Raw genomic sequence first — 24,302 nt, forward strand, 5'->3', positions numbered from 1 at the left:
ATAGACCCGCGGGCCGAGCTTCTAGCCTCGGCCATCGCGTGTCCCGGCACCCGCCGCTTCGCCACGCGCTCCTGAAGGCCGCCCGGCCGATGCGCGGAGTTGCGCTATCTTGAATGCTCCCGATCTCTCCCGCCCGCCGCTGACCATCCGGCGGATCAGCCTCGATACCGGCCGCGAAAACGTCGCGGTGCTTTCCCGCCGTTCGCGCGCCCTGCGACCCGAAGTGTTTCGCGGCTTCAGCCGCGTCGAACTGCGCATCAACTCCAAGGTGCTGCTGGCGACGCTGATGATCACCGACGACGACGCGATGATCGGCCCCGATGAACTCGGCCTGTCGGAGCCGGCGTTCCGCCGCTTCAACGAGCCGGTCGGCAGTGCGGTGTCGGTGACGCCGGCGCGGTCGCCCGCCAGCCTCGATGCGGTGCGCGCCAAGATCCAGGGCCACACGCTGTCGGCGGCGGAGATCACCGCGATCGTCGATGACCTCGCGCACTTCCGCTACTCCGACATGGAGATCGCCGCGTTCCTGATCAGCGCCGCGCGCTTCACCTCGACCGACGAGCTGCTGGCGTTGGTCGGCGCGATGGCTTCGGTCGGCACCAAACTGACATGGGACACCCCGATCGTCGTCGACAAACACTGCATCGGCGGCATCCCCGGCAACCGCACCACGATGATCGTGGTGCCTATCGTCGCCGCGCACGGACTGATGATTCCGAAGACCTCGTCGCGCGCCATCACCTCGCCGGCCGGCACCGCCGACACCATGGAGCTGCTGGCGCGGGTCGATCTCGACGTCGATCAGATGAAGCAGGTGGTCCATTCCTGCGGCGGCTGCTTGGTGTGGGGCGGCCACGTCAACCTGTCGCCCGCCGACGACATCCTGATCTCGGTCGAACGCCCGCTCAGCCTCGACACGCCGGAGCAGATGGTCGCCTCGATCATGTCGAAGAAGCTCGCCGCCGGCTCGACCCGGCTGCTGATCGACTTCCCGGTCGGCCCCTCTGCCAAGGTCGCCAGCGCCAACGAGGCGATGCGGCTGCGCAAGCTGTTCGAATTCGTCGGCGATCATTTCGGGATCGGCGTCGAGGTGGTCACCACCGACGGCCGCCAGCCGATCGGCCGCGGTATCGGCCCGGTGCTGGAAGCCCGCGACGTCATGGCGGTGCTCGGCAACGAGCCCGGCGCGCCGGCCGACTTGCGCGAGAAATCGCTGCGGCTTGCCGCGCATCTCTTGGAATACGATCCGAAGCTGCGCGGCGGCGCCGGCTATGCCCGCGCCAAGGAGCTGCTCGACAGCGGGGCGGCGCTGAAGAAGATGCAGCAGATCATCGACGCGCAGGGGCCGTCGCCGTGCCCATCCGAGCTCGGCAGCTACGCTGCCGACGTGCTGGCGGCCGCCGATGGCGTGGTCAACGGCATCGACTGTCTGCGGATCAATCGCCTCGCCCGCAGCGCCGCCGCGCCGGTCGCCAAGGGCGCCGGCATCGATCTGTTCAAGAAGATCGGCGACCGCGTCGAAAAGGGTGAGCCGCTGTATCGGGTGTATGCGTCCGACCAAGCCGAATTCGATCTGGCGCTGGCCGCCGCGCAGGCGGAGTCCGGCTTCGCGATCAATCACCATACGCCGGCCGACGTGGACCTGGTGTCGTGAGCGTCGCCCTGCGCTATCTGGACTCGGCTGCGGACGATGCCATTCGGCTCGCAGCCAGGCTCGACGTGCCGGCGCATCTGATCACGCAGCACCGTTTTCCGGACGGCGAGATCGCCGTCAATGTCGGCCCCGCGGCTGCGACCACGATCCTGTATCTGCCGCTCGACCAGCCCAACGATAAGCTGGTGACCGTCCTGTTCGCCGCCGAAGCGCTGCGCCGCGAAGGCTGCAGCCGGCTGGTGCTGCTGGCGCCGTATCTCTGCTACATGCGCCAGGACGTCGCGTTCCATCCCGGCGACGCGATCAGCCAAAAAGCGATGGGCCGGCTGCTGGCAGGGCTGGTCGACCGCGTCATCACCGTTGATCCGCATCTGCATCGCACGCCGCGGCTCGGCGACGTGTTCCCCGGCATCGCAGCGGACGAGCTGTCGGCGATGCCGGCGATCGCCGCGGCGCTGCGCGGCACGCTCGATCCTGACACCGTGGTAGTTGGACCGGATTCCGAATCCCAACAATGGGTGGATGCGCTCGCCAAACTGATCGGCACGCGGTCGGCGGTGGCGCAGAAAATCCGCCACGGCGACCGCTCGGTCGAGATCGCGTTCCCTGATGCAAGCGCGGTCGCGGGTCGGCCGGCACTGCTGGTCGATGACATCGTCTCCTCCGGCGGCACGCTGATCGCCTGCACCCGCGCGCTGCTCGGCGCCGGCGCAACGTCTGTCGACGCGGTGATCACCCACGCGTTGTTTCCCCCGGCGATGCTGCGCGACTTCGCCGCCGCCGGCATCCGCACCATCCGCTCCACCCACACCGTGCCGCACCCGACCAACGCGATCACACTCGACGATCTGTTCGTCGAGGCGCTGCGAGCCGAGATCGGCACGACCATTCAGGAGACCCGCGCATGAGTGTCACCATCCGATTTTGCGGCGCTGCGCGCACCGTCACCGGCTCCTGCTATCTGTTCGAGACCAAGGGCAAGCGCTTCCTGGTCGATTGCGGCCTGTTCCAGGGCCACAAGACGCTGAAGGAGCTGAACTACGGAGCGTTTCCGTTCCGCCCGTCCGAGATCGACGCGGTGCTGCTGACACACGCGCATATCGATCATAGCGGCCTGCTGCCGAAACTGGTGCGCGAGGGCTTCAAGGGGCGGATCCTGGCGACCCGCGGCACGATCGATCTGTGCTCCTACATGCTGCCCGACGCCGGCAGCATCCAGGAGTCCGAAGTGATGATGCTGAACCGCCGCAACGCCGCGCGCGGCAAGCCCGAGGTCAGCCCGATCTACACCCAAGCCGACGCGATCGCGACGCTGTCGTCGTTCTATCCGGTCGATTACCAAAGCTGGGTCAACGTCCTCCCCGGCGTGCGCGCGCGGTTTTGGAACGCCGGTCACCTGCTCGGCTCGGCCTCGATCGAAATCGAGATCGACGGCGAGGGACGCTCGTCATCGGCGCTGCGGTTGCTCGCCTCCGGCGATATCGGCCCCGACGGCAAGCTGCTGCAGCCCGATCCGGAAGCGCCTGCGCATTTCGACTACGTGATCTGCGAGTCGACCTATGGCGACCGCGTGCGCGAGCCGACCTCGCCCAAACTCCGCCACGAGCGGCTCGCCGCCGAGGTCAACGCCGCGGCCGCAGCGCGCGGCGCCCTGGTGATTCCGGCATTCGCAGTCGAGCGCACCCAGGAGCTGATCGTCGACCTGATCGACCTGATGGAAAAGGGAACGATCCCGAGCGCGCCGATCTTCCTGGATTCACCACTGGCGATCCGCGCCACCGAAGTGTTCCGCCGCCATGCCGCCGATCTCGACGAAGACGTCGATGTCGAACGGCTGCTGGCCTCGCCGCATCTGCGCTTCACCGAAACGGTGGAAGAGAGCAAGGCGATCGCCAAGCTCAATGGCTTTCACATCATCATCGCCGCCAGCGGCATGTGCGATGCCGGCCGCATCCGCCATCATCTCAAGCGCTGGCTGTGCCGCTCCACCGGTACCGTTCTGTTGGTCGGTTATCAGGCCAACGGCACGCTCGGCCGCTTCCTCGAAGAGGGCGCCAAGGCGGTGCGGATCATGGGCGAAGAAGTCCGCGTCAAAGCCAGGATCCGCCGCATCGACGATTACTCCGGCCATGCCGACGCCGGCGAGCTGACGCGCTGGATCACCGAGCGGCGGCCGATCGATCGCGGGCTGTTCCTCGCCCATGGTGAGGAAACCGCGATCGCCGCCTTGGCGGAGCGACTCGGCGGCGGCGTGCTGCCGGCCGCGAAAATCTTTCAGCCTGTGCTCGACGACGTCTACGAACTCACCACGCCGGTTCCGACCGCGCAGGACGGCAAGCATCGCCGGCGGCTCGAGCCCGAATCAGTGGTCAAGCTCGACTGGCACAACGAGATGTCGAAGCTGCTGCTCGATATCAACGCCAGCGTCGAAGCCGCGGCCGACGAGCGCGCGCGCAGCGTGATCATTCGCCGCCTGCGCCGCGCGCTCGACGACAACGGCAATGGCAACGGCGCGCAGGCGGGGCGGCGTTAGCCCCGTTATGGATCGGACCTCATGGCCTGAATACCATTCGTGCAAGGTTTGATTCACTCTCGGCATTACAACACCGCTGCGCCACCGAATTGCGCGATTCGATTGCAGCTATTCGAATTGCATTCCCCCGAGGGCTGTGTGCTAGACTATCTCGCACATGCACAATCCGGGGGATGCTCGTGAGTGCGAACTATCATGTCGCCGAAGGCGACCAGAATGCACTCGGTCAGTATCTGGTCGCCCGGGCGGCCAGCTGCAGCGCTGATCGACGTCCGCATCTGAAGATCGCCTGCATTCATTGTGGCGCCGAATACGTCGCCGCCGAAGTCAATTTCCATGCGTGCAAATGCCCGGCCTGCCAGAACGGTGCAGGCAACCTGCTGCTCTGAGGCCGTTGCCGCGCCGGACGTTGTCAGCCCGGCGCGCAATACGCATACGCCTCCTGCGTGACCCCGCCATAGCCATAGGCCGCCGCCCGGCAGTCGATGATATGGATATTCGAGTGCGGATGCAGGTCACCGATCAGCTCTGACAGCAGCGCGAACGCCTCGCGGTGATACGCGGCCTTTTCCGCCTTGGTATTGGTCTCGTCGGTAATCGTAACCTCGAGCTTGAATGCGTTCTTGCGCCAGTCGCTGAGCGCACGGCCGGCGATGAACCACTGATCGGCCGGATGATGGCGGATAAACACCGCCGTGCGATCGAGTTCCTTGCGCAGCACCCGGCAGGTGAGTTCGGCGACCGCGGCGGCGAGCCGTCCGGTCAGCGCCGGGTCGAGGGGAAGGGAGACCGTCAGGGTGATGCCGGGCATATCCGCTGCTTTCTGGTGGTGGATGTCGATGCCGATCATGCCGCGGCTCTTTTCTCCTGAAAAACGGGAAGATACGATATCATCCATCTGATTTTCGGGTGGATGATGAGCCGGCTGTTCGACCTCGATCTCCTTAACGCGCTGGTGGTGGTGGCCGAGACCGGCAGCCTGTCGGCGGCAGCGCCTCGCTTATGCCGGTCGCAATCGGCGGTCAGCGAGCAGATCCGCAAGCTGGAGGAGATGTGCGGGCAACCGCTGTTCCGGCGCGGCAAGAGCGGCGCCAGCCTCACCCCCGCCGGCGAACGCCTGATCGGACACGCCCGCCAGCTGCTGGCGCTGAGCGACGCAGCCTATCGGGACATGCACGCCGCCCAGCTCGCCGGCGAACTGCGGCTGGCGATCACCGATTACTTTCGGCCGGGTGCGCTGCCCGGCATCCTGCGCCGCGTGCGCGACAAGTTTCCGCATCTGCGGCTACACGTCTCGATCCGCAAGAGTGCGCTGATCGAGGAGACCGCAGATTCCGATGAATTCGACATCGGCCTGTCGATGGCGATTCTCGACCGTCCGTCGCGGCGGAACGCGGCCAAGCGGATCAAGCTGCGGCGCGAGCCGCTATTGTGGGTCGCCGACCGCTCGTTCGTGATGCCGGACGACGGCGTCCTGCCGCTCGTCGTGCTGCCCGACACCTGCTCGCTGCAGCGCTTCATCGCGCGCACACTGACGGCGCACCGGCTGCCGCACACGGTGATGCACTCGGCCTCCGGCGTGGGAGGACTGCACCTGGCGTTGGCCGCCGGACTCGGGCTGACCTGCCTCAACGCGTCGGCCGTGCCGGCGGACGCCGTGGTGCTGGCCGCAGGCAACCGGCTGCCGCCGCTGCCCGAAGTCGAATTCAGCCTGGTTCCGCCGCGCCGTGACGAGCCGGCGCTGGTCGGCAAGGTGCGCGACATGCTGGCTGAGCAGCTGCGCTGACCGGCGCCGCCGCGCTTCGCTGGGCTGGAATAGTTCTAATCGCGACATTGCGCCGCTGCACTGCCCTGATGGCCTGAGCTACTGACAAGCGTTCTCGATTTTCGTCAGGAGCCCGCCGTATGAGCCGTTTCCGTGCCGCTGCCCTCGCACTTGCCGCCGTTTTCGTGCCGTTCGCCGCCGGGGCCGCCGAGCAGGTCAACGTCTACACCTACCGCGAGACCAAGCTGGTGCAGCCGCTGTTCGATGCCTTCACCAAGGACACCGGAATCGCCGTCAACGTGATCTCGGCGAGCTCGGGTCTGGAGCAGCGGATCAAGGCCGAGGGCGCCGACAGCCCAGCCGACGTGCTGCTGACGGTCGACATCGGCCGGATCGACGATGCGGTGGCGGCGGGTATCAGCCAGCCGATCAATTCGCCCGTGATCGACGAAATCGTGCCGGCGCAGTTCCGCGATCCGAACGGCCAGTGGGCCGGCATCTCGATGCGGGCGCGGGTGATCTACGCCTCGAAGGATCGCGTCAAGCAGGAAGCGATCACCTATGAAGAGCTGGCCGATCCAAAGTGGAAGGGCAAGATCTGCATCCGCTCCGGCCAGCACATCTACAACAACGCGCTGTTCGCTGCTTACGTCGCCAAGCACGGCGAGGCCAAGGCCGAGGAATGGCTGCGTGGCCTGAAGGCCAATCTGGCGCAGAAGCCGTCCGGCGGTGACCGCGAGACCGCGCGCGACGTCGCGGCCGGCAAATGCGATCTCGGTATCGGCAACACCTACTACTGGGCGCTGATGCTGAACGATCCCGACAAGAAGGCCTGGGCGGACGCGACCCGTGTGGTGCTGCCGACGTTCGAAGGCGGCGGCACCCATGTCAATCTGTCGGGCGTCGTGCTCGCCAAGCACGCGCCCAACAAGGCCAACGCGGTGAAGCTGATCGAATGGCTCGCCGGTGAGAAGGCGCAGCAGATCTACGCCGACGCCAACTACGAATATCCGATCCGCGCCGGGGTGCCGCTCAACCCGATCATCGCCGGCTACGGCAAGCTGAAGCCGGATCCGCTGCCGATCGCCAAGATCGCCGCCAACCGCAAGGCCGCCTCGACGCTGGTCGACAAGGTCGGATTCGACAACTGACAAACGGGACTGACTTTCCGTCATGGCCGGGCTTGACCCGGCCATCCACGGCCACGTGCGAAGCTGAGCCTGAAGGCGTGGATGCCCGGGACAAGCCCGGGCATGACGACCTTCAGGACGGCGACGTCTTGTCGCCTGGTGGCAAGACAGAGCGACGTCTGCAATGAGGCCGTCACCGCCCTCCGACCAGACAGTCCTCGTCCTCGCTCTCCTCACCGCCCTGCTCGTCGCCGCGCCGGTGGTCAGCCTGATGCTGATCGCGCTGCAGCCGGCGCCGGAGGTGTGGTCGCATCTGATCGCCTATGTGCTGCCGCGCGCGGTGAGTGACACCGCGCTGCTGATCGCCGGCGTCGGCACGCTGACGCTGCTGATCGGCACCGCTACGGCCTGGCTGGTGTCGTCGCACGACTTTCCCGGCCGCTCCGCGCTGATCTGGCTACTACCTCTGCCGCTGTCGGTCCCGACCTATCTGTCGGCCTACGTCTATGTCGATCTGTTCGAGCCGCTCGGGCTGGTGCATCGCGCGCTCAGCCTGGTGATGCCGGCCGCGCAGGCGGTGCAATGGCTGCCGCCAATGCGCTCGCTGCCCGGCGCGATGCTGCTGCTCGCCGCGGTGTTGTATCCTTACGTGTATCTGTCGGCCCGCGCGGTGTTTCAGGCGCAAGGAACGGATGCGATCGAGGCCGCGCGGACGCTCGGCGCCGGCCGCTTCACCATCCTGCGCCGGGTGGTGCTGCCGATGGCACGGCCTGCACTGGCGGTCGGCGTCGCGCTTGCCGCGCTGGAGACGCTGAACGACATCGGCGCCTCCGAATATCTCGGCGTCCGCACCCTCACCGTCTCGGTGTTCAACACCTGGCTGAATCGCGGCAGCCTCGCCGGCGCGGCGCAGCTATCGCTGGTGTTGCTCGGCTTCGCCGCGCTGCTGATCGCGATCGAGCGCATCGGCCGGCGCAACGCCAGCGTCGAGCTGTCGGCGGAGAGCCCGCGGCTGCGGTCGCGGACGCGGCTGCGCGGCCTCAAGGGCGGCCTCGCAACCATGGCCTGTCTGCTGCCGCCGCTGTTCGGCTTCGTGCTGCCGGCCGCCTATCTGCTCGGCGAAAGCCTGCGCCGCAGCCTGTCGATCGGGATCGACCCGGCGCTGTGGCGCGACACCCTGCACACCGTGGCGCTCGCGGCGCTCGCCACCCTGATCGCGCTCGGGCTCGGCCTGATCGTGGTGCTGGCCACGCGCTGGCGCGAGGCCCGCACCACCCGCGCCGCCATGGCGGTCGCCCAGCTCGGCTACACGCTACCCGGCCTGGTGCTGGCGCTGGGGCTGCTGACGCCGGTGCTGGTGATCGACGGCACGGTCGCCAACATCTTCCGCTCCTTCGGCTATCCGTCGCCCGGCCTGATCCTGATGAGCACCGGCGGGGCGGTGGTGGCCGCCTATGTGATCCGCTTCCTGGCGGTGCCGACCGGGCTGTTGAAGGCCGGGTTCGACCGCATCCCGCGCGATTACGACGACTCGGCCCGCGCCGCCGGTGCCGGCCGCCTCGTCACGCTCTGGAAGATCGACCTGCCGCTGCTGCGCCCGGCACTGGTCGGCGCAGCGATCCTGGTGTTCGTCGATTGCCTGAAGGAGCTGCCGGCGACGCTGCTGCTGCGGCCGCTAAACGTCGAGACGCTGTCGACCTCGATCTACCAATACGCCAGCCGCGGCAGCTTCGAGGACGGCGCCCTGGCGGCCCTGATCATCGTCGCCGCCAGCATTCCGCCGGTGATCTGGCTGACCCGGTTCTCCGACCTGCCGGAATGAGCCGGCCGCCACGCTGCCGCCCTCATCCCGTGGCTGATAGGTGCGGAACTCCGGCGCTGCGGCGATCCGCAGCACCGGCTGGCCCCGACCCGTCCACGACCGTATAATCCGCCCGATGACGCAGATCCGGATCTCTCCTGTCGCCGCCCGCTGCGGCCTCGCCCTCGCCGCGATGCTCCTCGCCGGAGCGTCCGCCCAGGCGCAGGTGGCACCGATCCGCTATTGGGTGCCCGGCGGGCCGTTCGGCTTCGGCGGCGGCGCGACCGAGAGCTGGAAAGCGCTGAGCTGGAGCGACGTTCCCGGCTTCACTGCTGAGACCGATGAGAATGGCGAGCTGCGCAGCGGCTTCGTGGCACGGAGCTACAGCGCTCCGGTGACACCGCTGGCCGGCGGCTTGGGCTGGAACAGCCCAGGCGGCGCCGGCGCATTCGGCAATTTCGGCTCGCTCGCGTCCGAAGGCTCGCAATACGGCTACCGCTTCAAGGGCGTCGGCGACATGCCGGTGACGCTGTTCGGCGGCGTCGACAGCCTGAAGTACAAGCCCGACGTTTTCACCTCGCTGACCTCGCCGGGCTTCGCCAGCAGCAATACCGCAGCCACCACCGTCAACGCCGGCATCGAGATCAAGCCGACCTCGAATGTCAGCCTGTCATTGTCGGCCGGCTACACCCAGTACAACGGCACCACCGACAGCGACATCCGTTCCAATCTGCTGCCCGGCGAGTCGCCGATGTTCTCGGGCGGCCGGCGCTGATCAGTCGTGTCGGCACTGGCTCAGGCCGGTGCCTCGGCCGGAGATTGAGGCGCTCGCGCGCCTTCGCCGGCAAACGCCCGCAGGTCCTGCTCGTCGAGTGTCTCCTTCTCCATCAGCCGGCGCGCCGAGCGTTCGAGCTGGTCGCGCCGCTCGCCAAGTAGCTTGACGGTGCGATCGAAGGTGGCATCGACGATGCGTTTGACCTCGTCGTCGACGGCCGCCGCGGTCTCATCGGAGTAACTACGTTCCTGCGGCCCGTAATACGGCTGGTCGCTCGCCAGGAACGAGCGGCGATCCTTCTCCAGCGCGACGTGGCCGAGCCGTTCGCTCATGCCGTAGCGCGTCACCATGGCGCGGGCGATGTCGGTGACCTTCATCAGGTCATCGGCTGCACCGGTCGACAGATGGCCGAACACGATCTTTTCCGCCGCGCGGCCGCCGAGCAGCACCGCCATCTTGTTCTCCAGTTCCTCGCGGGTCATCAGGAAGCGATCCTCGGTCGGACGCTGGATGGTGTAGCCGAGCGCGCCGACGCCGCGCGGAATGATCGACACCTTGTGCACCGGGTCGACGCCGGGCAGCGCCATCGCCACCAGCGCATGTCCCATCTCGTGATAGGCGACGATCTCGCGCTCCTTCGGATTGAGCAGGCGGTTGCGCTTCTCGAGCCCCGCGACGATGCGCTCGATCGCGTTGTTGAAGTCCTGCATCGTCACCGCATCGGCCTTGCGGCGGGTCGCCAGCAGCGTCGCCTCGTTGACGAGGTTCGCCAGATCGGCGCCGGTGAAGCCGGGCGTCAGCGCCGCGATCTGCTCGGGCGACACATCCGGGGCGAGCTTCGCCTTGGTCATATGCACGCCGAGGATCTGGATACGGCCGGCCTTGTCCGGCCGATCGACCAGCACCTGGCGATCGAACCGGCCGGCGCGCAGCAGCGCCGGATCGAGGATTTCGGGGCGGTTGGTGGCGGCGAGCAGCACCAGGCCGGTCGAGGAATCGAAGCCGTCGAGCTCGACCAGGAGCTGATTCAGCGTCTGCTCCTTCTCGTCATGACCGCCGGCGTAGGGCCCGATGCCGCGGGCACGGCCGAGCGCATCGAGTTCGTCGATGAAGATGATCGCCGGAGCCTTGGCGCGGGCCTGCTCGAACAGATCGCGCACCCGCGCGGCACCGACGCCGACGAACATCTCGACGAACTCCGAGCCGGAGATCGAGAAGAACGGCACGCCGGCTTCGCCCGCCACCGCTTTGGCCAGCAGCGTCTTGCCGGTGCCGGGCGGACCGACCAGCAGGATACCCTTGGGCATCCGGCCGCCGAGCCGGCTGTAGCCGTCCGGATCTTTCAGGAAATCGACGATCTCTTTCAATTCGTCCTTGGCCTCATCGACGCCGGCGACATCGGCGAACGACACGCCGGTGTTGGATTCGACATAGACCTTGGCCTTCGACTTGCCGATCTGCATCAGGCCGCCGCCGACCCCGCCGCCCATCCGCCGGATGATGAACATCCAGACGCCGACGAACAGCAGGACCGGGACCACCCAGGACAACAGATCGCGGAAGAATGTGCTCTCGATCCGCCCGGTGACGACGACGCCCTTGTCCTGAAGCTGGCGCGCCAGATCAGGCTCCACCCGGGTGGTAATAAACATCGGCTTGCCGTCGATCGCTTCCTTGAAGCGCCCCTGGATGAAGCGATCGGACACCGCGACCTCGGCGATCTTGCCTTCGGCCAGATAGGTCTCGAACTGACTGTAAGGAAGCTGCGCGACGAGCGTCGCGGTGGTGAAAAGGTATTGGAAGCCGAGCAAGACGAAGAGTGCGACCAGCCAGTACCAGATGTTGAACTGGGTCTTCTTGTTGAGCTCCACGACGGTGACTCCCCCCGCTGCGCTCCCTCGACGGGAGCATTGCTCCTTCGTCCGACAAAGACGCCGCAGCTCACGGCCGAGTTCCCGCAGCCAACCCGCAGCAGAGCGCGCGAGGAGCGGCAAGCCGCATCGCGAGCGGCGCTATGAGATCAGGCCTTGAGAGTGCGCGGCCGCGTGTAAAGGCTTACGGCAAGTGAGCACCTGCCGGGCGACACACTCAAGCGGCGTGCCGGCCCCGCATCACAGGGCCGGTACCGCTCGATCTAGGGGAACAGTAACGGGTTTCAAGATCACCGGACACCGCGCGGCGTGCCGCCGCAGCTTCACGGCGGCGGTGCGCGGCGCCGCGGAATCAGGCGTTCTTCAGCGCGACGCGGAATTCGGCTTCGGTCTTGGCCTTGACCTCGTCGAGGGTGACGCCATCGGCAAGCTCGATCAGCGCCATGCCGTCATTGCCGTGCTTGTCGATTGTAAACACCGCAAGATCGGTGACCACCATGTCGACGACGCGCTCGCCGGTGAGCGGCAGGTTGCAGGTCTTCAACAGCTTCGGGCCGTCCTTGGCGGAATGCTCCATCACCACGACGACGCGCTTGACGCCGGCGACGAGATCCATCGCGCCGCCCATGCCCTTCACCATCTTGCCCGGAATCATCCAGTTGGCGAGGTCGCCGTTCTGCGCGACCTGCATGGCGCCGAGAATGGAGAGATCGATATGGCCGCCGCGAACCATCGCGAAGGAATCGGCCGACGAGAAGTAACTGGTCGACGGCAGCTCGGTGACGGTCTGCTTGCCGGCGTTGATCAGGTCCGGGTCTTCTTCACCCTCGTAGGGGAACGGCCCCATGCCGAGCATGCCATTCTCGCTCTGCAGCACCACGTCGACGCCATCCGGGATGTAGTTCGAGACCAGCGTCGGAATGCCGATGCCGAGGTTGACGTAGAAGCCGTCGCGCAATTCCTTGGCGGCGCGCGCCGCCATCTGTTCGCGGGTCCAAGCCATCAGGGATCTCCTCAGCTCGCCGCCGATTCGGCACGCTTGCGGGTGGTACGCTGCTCGATGTGTTTCTTCGCGTTCGGCACGTGGACGATGCGCTGCACGAAGATGCCCGGGGTGTGGATATGATCCGGATCGATCTCGCCCGCCGGCACCAGATGCTCGACCTCGGCGATGGTGATCTTCGCCGCAGTCGCCATCATCGGATTGAAGTTGCGCGCGGTCTTTCGGTACACGAGGTTGCCGGCGGTATCGCCCTTCCAGGCGTGGACGATCGCGATGTCGCCGAACAGGCCGCGTTCCATCACGTATTTCTCGCCGTCGAACTCGCGGATTTCCTTGCCTTCCGCCACCAGCGTGCCGACGCCGGTCTTGGTGAAGAACGCCGGAATGCCGGCGCCGCCGGCGCGGATGCGCTCGGCCAGGGTGCCCTGCGGGGCGAATTCCAATTCCAGCTCGCCGGCCAGAAACTGCTGCGCGAACAGCTTGTTCTCGCCCACATAGGACGAGATCATCTTCTTGATCTGGCGGGTTTCGAGCAGCCGGCTGAGGCCGATGCCATCGACGCCCGCATTGTTGGAAACGAAGGTGAGATCCTTGACGCCCGCGTCGCGGATCGCGTCGGACAGGGTCTCGGGAATGCCGCAAAGGCCGAAGCCGCCGGACATGATCATCATGCCGTCCCGCAAGATGCCGTCGAGTGCCGCCTTGGCGTCGGGGTAGACCTTGTTCATGATGCAGGGACCTTTGAGCCGGCTTTGCTGCGATTAGGTCTATTAGGCAAAAACCCCGCAACCCGTCAATTGCACCAGGCCCTGTAACACCCGGAAAGCCTTGAAAGCGCCAAGAAAACCGAGCAAGTTGCGCCCCGGGTACGGCCCTGTTGGGAGCCGCCTCTCACACACCTCATTCACGCTCACGTTCCGGAAACTGGTTGGCGATGGCCCAAGGAATTAAGCGCCTCGGGATCTCGGTGGCGGTGCTGATCGCCGTCGCCGTGACAGGGGCGTTCGCGCTGTCGCTGACGATCGACCGCGGTGCCCTGCGCCAGGCCGTGGAGCAGCAGCTTCGCGCCGCCACCGGCCTGAAGCTGGTGGTCGACGGCGATATCGACGTCACCATCTTCCCGCGCAGCACCGTGACGTTCAGCAACGTACGCCTGAAGAGCGACGAAGACGGCGGCGCCGACGCGGCGCTCAGCGTCAAGACGCTGATCACCAACCTGCGGCTGCTGCCGCTGCTGCTGCGCCGGTTCGAGATCGCCGACGTGATGCTCAACCAGCCGTCGATCCACGTGGTGCGCGACGCCGACGGCCGCAGCAACTGGACGCCGTTCATCGACAGCCTGACCCGGACGATGAAGCCCGGTCTCGACGATCAAGTGTCGTTCTCCGAGATCCGGCTGCAGGACGGCGAACTCAGCTATCGCGACGAAACAGCCGGCGTTCACGAGCATATCGACGACATCGACCTGTCGCTGGCATGGCCGTCGATCTCGCGCACCTTCGCGGCGACCGGTCAGTTCGACTTCCGCGGCGAACGCCTCGACGGCTCGATCACCGTCGCCGACTTCATCGCGGCGCTGCGCGGCGACACGTCGGGGATCAAGCTGCGGCTCGCCGGCGCGCCGATGAAGATCGCGTTCGACGGCACCATCACCAACAAGACCAGCCTGTCGTTGATCGGCACGGTGAGCGCCGACAGCGCCTCGCTGCGCAACGCGCTGCGCTGGGCCGGACAGGAGCCTCCGGGCACCGGCGGCTTCGGCCGCTTCGCGCTGAAGGCCCGCGCCAATCTGGTCGGCTCTTCGATCGCGCTCACCAACGTCAACGTCGAGCTCGATAAGAACGTCGCAGAAGGGGTGATGACTTACAGCATCGCCGGCGGCCATCAGGGCCTGCAGGCGACGCTCGCCGCCGGCAGCATCGACGTCACGCCGTATCTGTCGACGATCCGCCTGCTCGCCAGCGGCGCGCGCGACTGGAACCGGCAATTGTTCGATCTGTCGTCGGCCGATCCGGTCGATCTCGACATGCGGCTGTCGGCCGCGAAAGTTTCGATCGGCAGCACCACGCTCGGCCGCACCGCGATCAGCGCCAATCTGCGCGGCGGTGCGCTGGCGCTCAGCGTCGGCGAGGCTCAAGTGTATGGCGGCATCGCGCAAGGTACGTTCGGCATTTCGCGCTCCGACAAGGCCGCCAGCATCAAGGCGCAATTTCAGTTCAACGACGTCGAGCTGCAGACCTGCGCGGCCGACCTGCTCGGCGTACGCAACCTGTCGGGGCGCGGCAACCTCAGCGTGTCACTGGAAGCCGAAGGTGCGAGCCCGTTCGGATTGGCGCAATCGCTCGACGGCTCCGCGCTGCTCACCGGCCACGACGGCGCGATCAGCGGCTTTAACGTCGAACAATTGCTGAAGCGGCTGGAGCGGCGGCCGCTGTCCGGCGGCGGCAACTTCCGCAGCGGCAACACCCCGTTCGACAAGCTCACCGTTTCGGTGCGGTTTGCGGACGGCATCGCCACTGCCGACGAGGTGCGGATCGACGGCCCCACCGCGCGGATTTCGCTGAGCGGCACTGCTTCGGTGCCGGCGCGCGAGTACGACCTGAAGGGCGTCGCCAGCCTTGCCGGCGGCTCCGCCGCCAAGCCCGGCTTCGACCTGCCGTTCATCGTGCAGGGCCCGTGGGACGATCCGCTGATCTTCCCGGACCCGGAAAGCCTGATCCGCCGCTCGCCCGCCTCGGCGCCGCTGCTCGACGCCGTGAAGGATCGCAAGACCCGCGACACCGTGCGCTCGGTGCTCGAACGGATCACCGGCAAGAAACAGGACGCCGAGCCGCCGGCCGACGCACCTGCCGCCGCGCAGCCCGAGCCGAAGGCGAACTGATCAGCTCAGCGTGATCTGCGTAGCCGCCGGCTACGCACCGGCATGCCCCTCTCCGTCATTGCAAGCGCAGCGAAGCAATCCAGCTCGCCCAACATCGAGCTGCTGGAATGCGTCGTCGCTACGCTCCTCGCCAGCACGAGGACTTGTGCCACATCACATCGGCGCGGCGTTGTCGGCCTGGGTCTTCGACAGCTTCGACGCCAGTGAGGCGATGACGATCAGCACCGTCACGGCCGCGATGATCAGGGTACAGATCGCGTTGATCTCCGGCTTCACCCCGAGCCGCACTTCCGAATAGATCCGGATCGGCAGCGTGGTCGAACCAGGGCCGGTGGTGAAGCTGGCGATCACCAGATCGTCGAGCGACAGCGCGAACGCCAGCATCCAGCCCGCCGCGATCGCCGGCCAGATCAACGGCACGGTGGCGCGCAGGAACGCTTCCACCGGGGCGCAGCCGAGGTCCATCGCCGCCTCCTCGATGCTGCGGTCGAGCGCATGCAGCCGCGACTGCACCACCACCGCGACGAAGCACATCGTCAGCGTGGTATGGGCGATCACCACTGTCCAGAATCCGCGCTCGGCGTTGATCGCGACGAACAACAGCAGCAGCGACAGGCCGGTGATCACTTCCGGCATCACCAGCGGCGCATACAGCATCCCGGAGAACAGCGTGCGGCCCTTGAAATGGCCCGCGCGCGACAGCGCCACCGCCGCCAGCGTACCAAGCACCGCCGCTGCTGTGGCCGAGGTCAGCGCCACGCGCAGGCTCATCCAGGCGGCATCCAGCATCGGCTGATCCTGGAAGAACTCGCGATACCAGCGCAGCGACCAGCCACCCCACACCGTAACCAGGCGGGAGTCGTTGAACGAATACACCACCAGGATCACGATCGGCAGATACAGAAACGCCAGCCCCAGCGTCAGCGAGACGAGGTTGAAACGGGAGAGCTTCATGTTTTTGTACCCTCCCCTGGAGGGGGAGGGTATTCTTCGCAGCAACCTGAGACTACGCTCGCGACAAAGGCTATCCCGCCCATCACGACCTCCCCTCCAGCTGGCGTCGCTGCGCGCGCTCGTAGATCAGGAGAGGCAGCAGCAACACGCCGAGCAGCAGCACCGCGAGCGCCGAGGCGACCGGCCAGTCGCGGTTGGTGAAGAACTCCAGCCACAGCGTCTGGCCGATCATCGGCGAGGTCGAGCCGCCGAGCAGATCGGGGATGACGAACTCGCCGACGATCGGGATGAAGCACAGCAGCACGCCGGCGCCGATGCCGGGCAGCGACAGCGGGAACGTCACCAGCCAGAAAGCCTGCCGCGGCGAGGCGCCGAGATCGGCGGCGGCTTCCGACAGCGAATGCGGCAGCTTGGCCAGCGTCGCGTACAGCGGCAGCACCATGAACGGCAGATACGAATACACGATGCCGACATACATCGCGGTGTCGGTCGACAGCCACACCACCGGCTTCGACACGATATGCAGCGCCAGCAGCAGCTGATTGAGCAGACCGTCGTGCTGCAGGATGTTGATCCAGGCGTAGATCCGGATCAGGAACGAGGTCCAGAACGGCACGATCACCAGCATCATCGCCAACGGCTGCCAGCGGCGCGGCAGCCGCGCCATCGCGTAGGCGATCGGATAGCCGATCAGCAGCAGAATCGCGGTCGACACCGCCGCGACGGTAAGGCTGCGCAAGTAGGAAACGACGTAGAGGTGGTCGCCGAAGATCAGCTTGAAATTGTCCGCCGACAGCGCGTCGAACGCCGCACGCAGCGCGGTCCAGCCGGCGGCAAGATCGAACACCGGCGTATAAGGGGGCTGCGCGATCGCGGTGTGCGACAGGCTGATCTTCACCACGAAGCCGAACGGCACCAGGAAGAACAGCAGCATCCAGACATAGGGCGCGACGGCCGCGAGCCGCGCCGGTTTGGTGAAAATCCGGCGGCCGCTCATCGGGTCAGCACCACGCAATCGTCGGGCGAGAACCACGCCACCACATGCTGGCCGGCGTGATACGCATCGACGTCGAGCCGCGTCGTATTGGCCATTGCGGCCAGCAAGGTGGCGCCGTGATCGAGCCGCACCTTGTAGCTGGTCATGCCGCCGGCATAGCCGATGTCGGTGATGGTGCCGTCGAGCCGGTTGATCGCATCGGCATGGCCGGCGTCGGCGGCAGGGCCGCGCAGCGACAGCTTGATCTTCTCCGGCCGGATCGCGACGCAGATCGCCTCGGCCTCCAGGGCGGCACGCGGCTCGGCCACCACGACCTCACCGGCCCCGCCGGTCGCAACCGTGATGCGGCCGTTGTCGCGGCCGGCGACGCTGCCTTCCAGCATGTTGACGTCGCCGACGAACTCCGCGACCCAGCGCGAAGCCGGCGCTTCGTAGAGCTGCCGCGGTGCCGCGACCTGATCGAGCTTGCCGGCGCGCATCACGCCGATCCGATCAGCCACCGTCATCGCCTCCTGCTGATCGTGAGTGACGATCACGAAGGTCATGCCGAGCCGCTTCTGCAGCGCCATCAGTTCGAGCTGCGTGCTTTCGCGCAGCTTCTTGTCCAGCGCTGCCATCGGCTCGTCGAGCAACAGCAGCTTCGGCCGGAGCGCAAGCGCCCGCGCCAGCGCGACGCGCTGCTGCTGGCCGCCGGAAAGCTGATCCGGCTTGCGCTTACCGAGCCCTTCGAGCCTGACCAGCGCCAGCATCTCGGCGACCCGCGCCTTGATCTCCTTGCGCGGCAGCCGCGCCCGCTTCAGCCCGAACGCGATATTGGCCGCGACGGTGAGGTGCGGAAACAGCGCGTAGTTCTGGAACATCATGTTGACCGGGCGCTCGTGCGGCAGCACCGCGGCGATATCCACGCCGTTCAGCAGGATGCGCCCGGCATCCGGCGTCTCGAAGCCCGCCAGCATCCGCAGCAGCGTCGTCTTGCCGCAACCGCTGGGACCCAGCAGCGCGAAGAACTCGCCGGCCTTGATGTCCAGCGACAGCCGGTCGACGGCGACGAAACCGCCGAACCGTTTCTCCACGGCTTCGATACGCAACAGCGGCTCACCGGCAACCTCGGCCGGCGCGGAATATCCAGCGTGCTCCGTCATGTCCTCAGCGTCTCTACAGCTCCAGGCCGGTTCGATCAGAACCGCAAGCTGTAGCGGCCTATCGCACGCTACTCAACCGTCGCGAACGCCGGTACTTCGCTCATCCCTCGCCGTCGGGCGTCAGGATCGCTGGCTGGGTATCCGGCGTACTGAGACTCCACATCGCGTCGAACATCGAGGCCTGGAACGCGGCGAATTCGGCGCTGTCGATGATCAGCCCGTAGCTCTCGCGTGCGGACGAGATCAGGCAGACTTTGTTGCCGTAGATGAAACAGGTCATCGACAGCGTGTGCTCGTGCGGCGCGTAGCGCAGCTCGCGGCACAATTCCTGGCTGGACGGCCAGATCGGCGCGATGTCGCGCTCGACCGAGCGGATCACCCGCAACCAAATGCCGCGGCGGGCGCGCTCCTGCAGATAGTGCTCCATTTCTTCCAGGCCGGGCTCGGCCATCAGTTCGCGCATCGACAGCGTCGCGCGCAGCACCTTGTCGCCACCCGACAACGTATCCCACAGCGTGGTGCGGATACCTTCGGGCCCGGGATGGAAGCGTACGTTCGGCTGGCCGCTCTCGTGGTGATACATCGAGCGCAGCACCGGCATCACGTCTTCCAGCATCTGCCGGCGTGCTTCCAGCCGCTCCAGCAGGATGCCGGGCTCCTGGGCCACGACGAAGCGCCGCTTGCCGTGGTCAACGAACCGGACCAGCCCTTCGGCCTCCAGCTTGGCAAGCGCATCATGCGCGGTGGTGCGCGGCAGGCCGGCCTTGGCCGCGACCGCCGTCACCGACGCGCCGCCGAGCCCGACGGCAGTCAGATACAGCTTGTAGAGCGACCCGGTGATGCCGATCCGGGCCAATTTTCCTTCGATATCCAACGTCGTCCCCCACCGCGGAAGCGCGCCGACCATGTCCGATCTCGGCCGCAACGTCTATTGTCGGATTTTCCCGATGATTTATGGCCGAAATTGACCGCAATGCACAATGCTCCGGCAAATGGCGTCAAGTTAAGCGGATATTCTGCGGTTTTGCTCGATTTATGTTCCGACCTCTCACCGATTCAGATTGACGGATTTATCCGACATATTCCAAAGTTCAGGGGTCACGCGACGACGGAGCGCGACCAAAGGAGGATTGCAGATGGAAGCGGAAGCCGATGCGGGCCGCCTGCCGGTTGAAACGATGAGGCCGCGGTTCGCGATGATTCAGAATGCCTTTGCGGGGCGGCCGATGCGGGCCGCGGTCGGTCTCACCGCGTTCTTCGCGATCTGGCAGGCGATCACCCAGCTCAATCTGGTCGACGGCTTCCTGCTGCCCTCGCCGGTCGCGATCGCCGAAGCGCTGTGGCAACTCGCGCTCGACGGCTCGCTCTGGGTGCATCTCGGCGCCAGCCTGCAGCGCGTTGCGGTCGGCTTCCTGCTCGCCTGCGTGGTCGGTCTGGCGCTCGGCTTGCTCTGCGGCTGGTGGCGCACGGTGTCGGACTACGTCCGGCCGGTGATCGAAGCGCTGCGGCCGATCCCGCCGCTGGCCTGGATCCCGATCACCATCCTGTGGTTCGGCCTCGGCGACGCTGCCTCCTACTTTCTGGTGTTCCTCGGCGCCGTCTTCCCGGTGTTCATCGCCACCTACACGGCGATCCGCGGCCTCGACCGCAACCAGATGAACGCCGCACTCTGCCTCGGCGCCAAACCCTGGCAGCTGTTCACTGACGTGCTGATCCCCGCCTCGCTGCCGATCATCCTGCCCGGCCTGCGCATCGCGCTCGGCGTCGGCTGGATGTGCGTCGTCACCGCCGAACTGATCGCCGCCCAGACCGGCCTCGGCTACCTGATCCAGCAGTCGCGCATGCTCTTCCAGATCAACAACGTCGTCGCCGGCATGGTGACGATCGGACTGATCGGCTTCGCGATGTCCGCCATCCTTGAACGTATCGAGCGGCGCGTGAACGCGTGGGCTCCTTCCGAGCGCAGCTGAGGGCCCTCACCATGAACGCACAATTCGCACCCGCCACCTTGGCTGCCGCCGAGCTTGCCGTGCCGCAGGCGACCACTGCCGAGGTCCAGATCGACATCCGCAATGTCGGCAAGGTGTACGACTCCAAGACCACCCACCAGGCGGTGATCGCGCTCGACGGCGTGTCGCTGCGCATCAAGAAAGGCGAGTTCATCTCGCTGCTCGGCCCGTCGGGCTGCGGAAAGTCGACGCTGCTCAGCATCATCGCCGGCTTCCAATCGGCCTCGAGCGGCCAGATCCTGCAGGACGGCCGTCCAATCTCGAAACCTGACGCGTCGCGCACCGTGGTGTTTCAGGACTACGCGCTGTTCGGCTGGATGACGGTGCAGCAGAACGTCGAGTTCGGCCTGAAGGCGAAGGGCATGCCGAAGACCGAACGCGCCGAGATCGCGCGGGCGCTGATCAAGACGGTTCATCTCACCGGCTTCGAAGACAAGTATCCGCATCAGATGTCCGGCGGCATGAAGCAGCGCGCCGCGATCGCCCGTGCGCTGGCGCCCGATCCCGACATCCTCCTGATGGACGAGCCGTTCGGCGCGCTCGACGCCCAGACCCGCGTGCTGCTGCAGGAAGAAATCGCCCGCATCTCCTCGGAGGCCGGCAAGACGGTGATCTTCGTCACCCACGGCATCGAAGAGGCGGTGTTCCTCGCCGACCGCGTCGTGGTGATGAGCCCGCGGCCCGGCCGCGTGCGCGACGAAGTGCTGGTGCCGCTGCCGCGGCCGCGCACCGCCGAAATGCGTTCCGATCCATGGTTCGTCTCCACGGTCAACGACCTCTGGGAGACGCTGAAGCCTGAATGGCAAAAAGGGGAATAAGCCGTGACAATCACTCTATCGCGCCGCCGCTTCGGTCAGCTCGCCGCCGGCTTTGCCGCCACCATGCCGCTCGCGGCGCCGTCGATCCTGCGGGCGCAGGGTAGCGATGTCGTCAAGATGGGCTGGTTCAACACCACCACGGTGTCGGCCCAGATCGCCCACGTGCTGATGCGCACCGATATCGCGGAGCGTCACGGCCTGAAGATGGAGATGATCCAGCTCGCCGCGTCGCCAGCGATCACCGAGGCGCTGGTCTCCGGCGCGGCCGACATCGGCACGCTGTCCGACTTTGCCGCCGTCACCACGATGGCGATCGGCGCGCCGGTCACCACCGTGTCGTCGCAGGCGATCTTCCGCTCGGCCGTGCTGACTACCAAGAAGTCGGGCATCACCGATTTGGCCGGCCTCAAGGGCAAGCAAATTTACGGCACCTTCGGCATCACCGCGTTCCAGAACGCGCAGGAAGCCGTGGCGAAGGCCGGACTGACGCCGGGTAAGGATGTCACCTTCGTCAATGTCGGCCCCGCCGAACTCGCTGACGCAGTCGGTTCGCAGCGCATCGATGCGTTCTTCACCTACGATCCGTTCGTATCGTTCTTCGAGAACGCCGGCTTCGCCCAGGTGGTGTCGCAGAACGTCACGCCGGTGATCGTGCTCGCCGCCAATAACCGCTTCTTCAAGGACCGCCCCGACGTGCTGAAACGGATGTTGATGGCGAATTCCGAAGCGCTGTTCTTCGCCAGCCAGAACCACGATCTGGTCAACGGCTGGTTCCGCACGCTGGAGCCTGCCAAGAACATTCCGGTCGAGGTGCTGGAGAAAGCGTCCAGCTACGATCCGGCGTGGAGCGCCAAGTCGTTCAGCGACATCAAGGCGACCCTGACGCCGGCGCAGATCGCCAAGATGGACACGCTCGCCAAATGGGGCGTCGAAAACAAGCTGCTGCCGCGCGTGCCCGACGTCAGCAAGTTCGTCGACACCACGATCGCCAGCGCGGCCGACAAGGAAGCCGTGGCCAAGGGCTTCGACCCGAAGAGCGTGAAGATCACCCGGGCCTGAGAACGAACATCACGTCCGAACCTTCTGCCAATGGATTTTGGCACATCTCTCAACCTCGTCATGGCCGGCCTCGTGCCGGCCATCCACGCCTTGCAGCTTGGACCGCAAGAAAGACGTGGATGGCCGGGACAAGCCCGGCCATGACGGATAACTAACTTTCACCCGCGCAGCGTCGCGGTGGCAGGATCGTGATGAGCACTACGCTGATATCATCTCCGGTCGATGCGTTAGCTCGGCCGAGCGACAAGCCCTTCGCCAGCGTCGAGCAGCCGCAGCGCCACTTCGACTTCGCCAAGATGTCCGGCGCGGATCGCTATCGGTTGATGGCGTCGACCATCATGCCGCGACCGATCGCCTGGGTCGTCACGCGCTCGCCCGACGGCTGCGTCAACGCCGCACCCTACTCATTCTTCAACATGTTCGGCTCCGATCGCCCCGTCGTCGCGCTCGGCATTTTGGCGCGGCCCGACGCGCCGAAAGACACCGCCGCAAACATCCGCGCCACCGGCGAATTCGTCGTCAACCTCGTGCCGTTCAGCCTGGTCGAGGCGATGAACGCGACCTGCGTCGAAGCACCACCGGAGGTCGACGAACTCGATCTCGCCGGTCTTCAGACGCTGCCGAGCGTCGCCGTCTCCCCGCCGCGGATCGCCGCCTCGCCGGTCGCATTCGAATGCCGCCGCACCCACTGGCTCGACACCGGCCCCGGCCAGGTGATGGTGGTCGGAGAAGTGCTGCACGCGCACTACGCTCAACACGTCCTGACCGGCGATCCGGAGCGCCCGCGCGTCGACCACGCCGCGCTCGATCTCGTCGGCCGGATGCACGGCGCCTCCGCCTACACCCGCACCCGCGATCTGTTCGATCTCGACCGTCCGCTCTGGCAGGACGCGCAGGTCACCCTCACCACCGCATCATAAGGACTCATCAGATGGCCAAGTTGAAAGTCGCAGCAGTGCAGGCGACGACCATTCCGTTCGACGCCGCGGGTGCGACCGCGCGCACCGTCGCCTTGATCGGCGAAGCCGCCGCCAAGGGCGCAAAGGTCGCGGTGTTTCCGGAAGCCTTCATCGGCGGCTATCCGAAAGGCCTCGATTTCGGCTGCGCGATCGGACGGCGCACGCCGGAAGGCCGCGAGGATTTCGCCCGCTACGTCCGCGGCGCCATCACTATTCCGGGACCGGAAGTGGATCAGCTCGTCGCCGCCTGCGCCGAACACGACCTCCACGCCGTGGTCGGCGTGATCGAGCGCGACGGCGGCACGCTGTATTGCACGGCGCTGTATCTGGCGCCAACCGGCCTGCTCGGCGTCCACCGCAAGCTCATGCCGACCGGCTCGGAGCGGCTGGTGTGGGGCTTCGGCGACGCTTCGACGCTCACCGTGGTCGACACGCCCTACGGCAAGCTCGGCGGCGCGATCTGCTGGGAGCACTACATGCCGCTGATGCGCGCCGCCTACTACGCCAAGGGCGTGCAGATCTGGGCCGCGCCGACCGCCGACGACCGTGAAACTTGGATCGCAACCATGCGCCACATCGCGCTGGAAGGCCGCTGCTTCGTGATCGGCGCCTGCCAGGTGATGCGGCGCTCCGACTTCCCGGAGGACTATGCCAGCCGGATCGAGGCCGGCCCGGACGAGTGGATGATGCGCGGCCGCTCGGTGATCGTCGGGCCGCTCGGCGAAATCCTCGCCGGCCCGCTGCTCGACGAAGAAGGCATCCTGACCGCCGACATCGACACCGACGACATCCTCGGCTCGAAGCTCGACTTCGACGCGGTCGGCCACTATTCGCGGCCGGACCTGTTCACGCTGCATGTCGATGAGCGGCCGCAGACCCCGGTGGCGTTCGGCGGCAAGCCGGACAACACCGGCGCCTAAGCTCTCGACGAACTTCTCCGCGCTCGGCGAA

The 24,302-nt window shown here is 66.4% G+C and carries 22 protein-coding genes; 14 read left to right on the forward strand and 8 right to left on the reverse strand.

What is annotated here, in order from left to right; all coding sequences use genetic code 11:
* Positions 1 to 109: 109 nt before the first annotated feature.
* The 4 genes from RPPS3_RS20835 (at position 110) to RPPS3_RS20850 (ending at position 4,576) form a co-directional block, all read left to right on the forward strand.
* On the forward strand, positions 110 to 1,654 hold the full coding sequence (locus tag RPPS3_RS20835) for a thymidine phosphorylase family protein (RefSeq protein ID WP_107345763.1): 1,545 nt from the start codon (positions 110 to 112) through the stop codon (positions 1,652 to 1,654).
* Positions 1,651 to 2,562 carry a ribose-phosphate pyrophosphokinase gene (locus RPPS3_RS20840; RefSeq protein ID WP_107345764.1) on the forward strand — a complete coding sequence of 304 codons (912 nt, stop codon included), beginning with the start codon at positions 1,651 to 1,653 and terminating at the stop codon, positions 2,560 to 2,562. The genes RPPS3_RS20835 and RPPS3_RS20840 overlap by 4 nt, the downstream gene beginning before the upstream one ends.
* Positions 2,559 to 4,187, forward strand: coding sequence for an MBL fold metallo-hydrolase (locus tag RPPS3_RS20845; RefSeq protein ID WP_107345765.1), 1,629 nt, complete (start codon positions 2,559 to 2,561; stop codon positions 4,185 to 4,187). The genes RPPS3_RS20840 and RPPS3_RS20845 overlap by 4 nt, the downstream gene beginning before the upstream one ends.
* Before the next feature lie 173 nt (positions 4,188 to 4,360).
* Complete coding sequence (locus tag RPPS3_RS20850) at positions 4,361 to 4,576, forward strand: hypothetical protein (protein WP_107345766.1); 216 nt, start codon at positions 4,361 to 4,363, stop codon at positions 4,574 to 4,576.
* A 23-nt stretch (positions 4,577 to 4,599) separates the two neighbouring features.
* Here the strand turns inward: RPPS3_RS20850 and RPPS3_RS20855 are convergent, their stop codons facing one another.
* Entirely contained in the window at positions 4,600 to 5,037 is a 438-nt protein-coding gene (locus RPPS3_RS20855; protein ID WP_234820004.1) for a tautomerase family protein, read from the reverse strand.
* A 66-nt stretch (positions 5,038 to 5,103) separates the two neighbouring features.
* Between RPPS3_RS20855 and RPPS3_RS20860 the strand changes: the two genes are divergently transcribed.
* The 4 genes from RPPS3_RS20860 (at position 5,104) to RPPS3_RS20875 (ending at position 9,658) form a co-directional block, all read left to right on the forward strand.
* Positions 5,104 to 5,973, forward strand: a complete 870-nt coding sequence (locus RPPS3_RS20860) for a LysR family transcriptional regulator (protein WP_234820007.1) — start codon at positions 5,104 to 5,106, stop codon at positions 5,971 to 5,973.
* 119 nt (positions 5,974 to 6,092) lie between these two features.
* Positions 6,093 to 7,103, forward strand: coding sequence for a Fe(3+) ABC transporter substrate-binding protein (locus RPPS3_RS20865; RefSeq protein WP_107345768.1), 1,011 nt, complete (start codon positions 6,093 to 6,095; stop codon positions 7,101 to 7,103).
* A gap of 163 nt (positions 7,104 to 7,266) precedes the next feature.
* Complete coding sequence (locus tag RPPS3_RS20870; protein WP_107345769.1) at positions 7,267 to 8,904, forward strand: ABC transporter permease; 1,638 nt, start codon at positions 7,267 to 7,269, stop codon at positions 8,902 to 8,904.
* Positions 8,905 to 9,019: 115 nt separating this feature from the next.
* Positions 9,020 to 9,658: a hypothetical protein gene (locus RPPS3_RS20875; protein WP_107345770.1), complete on the forward strand. Its 639-nt coding sequence runs from the start codon at positions 9,020 to 9,022 to the stop codon at positions 9,656 to 9,658.
* 20 nt (positions 9,659 to 9,678) lie between these two features.
* Here the strand turns inward: RPPS3_RS20875 and ftsH are convergent, their stop codons facing one another.
* The 3 genes from ftsH to RPPS3_RS20890 form a co-directional block, all read right to left on the reverse strand.
* Positions 9,679 to 11,529, reverse strand: coding sequence for an ATP-dependent zinc metalloprotease FtsH (gene ftsH / locus RPPS3_RS20880; protein WP_107345771.1), 1,851 nt, complete (start codon positions 11,527 to 11,529; stop codon positions 9,679 to 9,681).
* A 352-nt stretch (positions 11,530 to 11,881) separates the two neighbouring features.
* A complete protein-coding gene (locus RPPS3_RS20885) occupies positions 11,882 to 12,532 on the reverse strand; it encodes a 3-oxoacid CoA-transferase subunit B (protein WP_011159690.1) in 651 nt (216 codons plus the stop codon).
* An 11-nt stretch (positions 12,533 to 12,543) separates the two neighbouring features.
* The gene (locus tag RPPS3_RS20890; protein ID WP_011159691.1) at positions 12,544 to 13,260 is read right to left on the reverse strand and encodes a CoA transferase subunit A; all 717 of its coding nucleotides are present in this window, start codon (positions 13,258 to 13,260) and stop codon (positions 12,544 to 12,546) included.
* A 206-nt stretch (positions 13,261 to 13,466) separates the two neighbouring features.
* On the opposite strand from RPPS3_RS20890, the gene RPPS3_RS20895 reads away from it, so the two are divergent.
* Positions 13,467 to 15,413: an AsmA family protein gene (locus tag RPPS3_RS20895; RefSeq protein ID WP_107345772.1), complete on the forward strand. Its 1,947-nt coding sequence runs from the start codon at positions 13,467 to 13,469 to the stop codon at positions 15,411 to 15,413.
* 153 nt (positions 15,414 to 15,566) lie between these two features.
* Here the strand turns inward: RPPS3_RS20895 and RPPS3_RS20900 are convergent, their stop codons facing one another.
* From RPPS3_RS20900 to RPPS3_RS20915, 4 genes are all read right to left on the reverse strand, one after another.
* Positions 15,567 to 16,367, reverse strand: a complete 801-nt coding sequence (locus RPPS3_RS20900) for an ABC transporter permease (RefSeq protein ID WP_107345773.1) — start codon at positions 16,365 to 16,367, stop codon at positions 15,567 to 15,569.
* A gap of 82 nt (positions 16,368 to 16,449) precedes the next feature.
* Positions 16,450 to 17,364 (reverse strand): ABC transporter permease, encoded by a 915-nt coding sequence (locus RPPS3_RS20905; RefSeq protein ID WP_107345774.1) that lies wholly within the window; start codon positions 17,362 to 17,364, stop codon positions 16,450 to 16,452.
* A complete protein-coding gene (locus RPPS3_RS20910) occupies positions 17,361 to 18,506 on the reverse strand; it encodes an ABC transporter ATP-binding protein (protein ID WP_107345775.1) in 1,146 nt (381 codons plus the stop codon). The genes RPPS3_RS20905 and RPPS3_RS20910 overlap by 4 nt, the downstream gene beginning before the upstream one ends.
* Positions 18,507 to 18,606: 100 nt before the next feature.
* Positions 18,607 to 19,413, reverse strand: coding sequence for a TrmB family transcriptional regulator (locus tag RPPS3_RS20915; RefSeq protein WP_107345776.1), 807 nt, complete (start codon positions 19,411 to 19,413; stop codon positions 18,607 to 18,609).
* A gap of 229 nt (positions 19,414 to 19,642) precedes the next feature.
* On the opposite strand from RPPS3_RS20915, the gene RPPS3_RS20920 reads away from it, so the two are divergent.
* The 5 genes from RPPS3_RS20920 (at position 19,643) to RPPS3_RS20940 (ending at position 24,271) form a co-directional block, all read left to right on the forward strand.
* Positions 19,643 to 20,476 (forward strand): ABC transporter permease, encoded by an 834-nt coding sequence (locus tag RPPS3_RS20920; protein WP_107345777.1) that lies wholly within the window; start codon positions 19,643 to 19,645, stop codon positions 20,474 to 20,476.
* Between the two features lie 11 nt (positions 20,477 to 20,487).
* Complete coding sequence (locus tag RPPS3_RS20925) at positions 20,488 to 21,333, forward strand: ABC transporter ATP-binding protein (protein WP_107345778.1); 846 nt, start codon at positions 20,488 to 20,490, stop codon at positions 21,331 to 21,333.
* 3 nt (positions 21,334 to 21,336) lie between these two features.
* Positions 21,337 to 22,392 (forward strand): ABC transporter substrate-binding protein, encoded by a 1,056-nt coding sequence (locus RPPS3_RS20930; RefSeq protein WP_107345779.1) that lies wholly within the window; start codon positions 21,337 to 21,339, stop codon positions 22,390 to 22,392.
* A 191-nt stretch (positions 22,393 to 22,583) separates the two neighbouring features.
* Positions 22,584 to 23,312, forward strand: a complete 729-nt coding sequence (locus tag RPPS3_RS20935; protein ID WP_234820009.1) for a flavin reductase family protein — start codon at positions 22,584 to 22,586, stop codon at positions 23,310 to 23,312.
* A gap of 11 nt (positions 23,313 to 23,323) precedes the next feature.
* A complete protein-coding gene (locus RPPS3_RS20940) occupies positions 23,324 to 24,271 on the forward strand; it encodes a carbon-nitrogen hydrolase family protein (protein ID WP_107345780.1) in 948 nt (315 codons plus the stop codon).
* Positions 24,272 to 24,302 lie beyond the last annotated feature (31 nt).

This window comes from Rhodopseudomonas palustris, from assembly GCF_003031265.1.
In the GTDB taxonomy this organism is placed as follows: domain Bacteria; phylum Pseudomonadota; class Alphaproteobacteria; order Rhizobiales; family Xanthobacteraceae; genus Rhodopseudomonas; species Rhodopseudomonas palustris_H.

Coding starts and splice junctions, on each gene's coding strand:
- RPPS3_RS20895 (WP_107345772.1), top strand. CDS start 13,467: ATGGCCCAAGGAATTAAGCGCCTCGGGATCTCGGTGGCGGTGCTGATC.
- RPPS3_RS20910 (WP_107345775.1), bottom strand. CDS start 18,506: ATGACGGAGCACGCTGGATATTCCGCGCCGGCCGAGGTTGCCGGTGAG.
- RPPS3_RS20905 (WP_107345774.1), bottom strand. CDS start 17,364: ATGAGCGGCCGCCGGATTTTCACCAAACCGGCGCGGCTCGCGGCCGTC.
- RPPS3_RS20935 (WP_234820009.1), top strand. CDS start 22,584: ATGAGCACTACGCTGATATCATCTCCGGTCGATGCGTTAGCTCGGCCG.
- RPPS3_RS20860 (WP_234820007.1), top strand. CDS start 5,104: ATGAGCCGGCTGTTCGACCTCGATCTCCTTAACGCGCTGGTGGTGGTG.
- RPPS3_RS20875 (WP_107345770.1), top strand. CDS start 9,020: ATGACGCAGATCCGGATCTCTCCTGTCGCCGCCCGCTGCGGCCTCGCC.
- RPPS3_RS20890 (WP_011159691.1), bottom strand. CDS start 13,260: ATGAACAAGGTCTACCCCGACGCCAAGGCGGCACTCGACGGCATCTTG.
- RPPS3_RS20865 (WP_107345768.1), top strand. CDS start 6,093: ATGAGCCGTTTCCGTGCCGCTGCCCTCGCACTTGCCGCCGTTTTCGTG.
- RPPS3_RS20850 (WP_107345766.1), top strand. CDS start 4,361: ATGCTCGTGAGTGCGAACTATCATGTCGCCGAAGGCGACCAGAATGCA.
- RPPS3_RS20855 (WP_234820004.1), bottom strand. CDS start 5,037: ATGATCGGCATCGACATCCACCACCAGAAAGCAGCGGATATGCCCGGC.
- RPPS3_RS20885 (WP_011159690.1), bottom strand. CDS start 12,532: ATGGCTTGGACCCGCGAACAGATGGCGGCGCGCGCCGCCAAGGAATTG.
- RPPS3_RS20940 (WP_107345780.1), top strand. CDS start 23,324: ATGGCCAAGTTGAAAGTCGCAGCAGTGCAGGCGACGACCATTCCGTTC.
- RPPS3_RS20925 (WP_107345778.1), top strand. CDS start 20,488: ATGAACGCACAATTCGCACCCGCCACCTTGGCTGCCGCCGAGCTTGCC.
- RPPS3_RS20920 (WP_107345777.1), top strand. CDS start 19,643: ATGGAAGCGGAAGCCGATGCGGGCCGCCTGCCGGTTGAAACGATGAGG.
- RPPS3_RS20870 (WP_107345769.1), top strand. CDS start 7,267: ATGAGGCCGTCACCGCCCTCCGACCAGACAGTCCTCGTCCTCGCTCTC.
- RPPS3_RS20845 (WP_107345765.1), top strand. CDS start 2,559: ATGAGTGTCACCATCCGATTTTGCGGCGCTGCGCGCACCGTCACCGGC.
- RPPS3_RS20900 (WP_107345773.1), bottom strand. CDS start 16,367: ATGAAGCTCTCCCGTTTCAACCTCGTCTCGCTGACGCTGGGGCTGGCG.
- RPPS3_RS20915 (WP_107345776.1), bottom strand. CDS start 19,413: ATGGTCGGCGCGCTTCCGCGGTGGGGGACGACGTTGGATATCGAAGGA.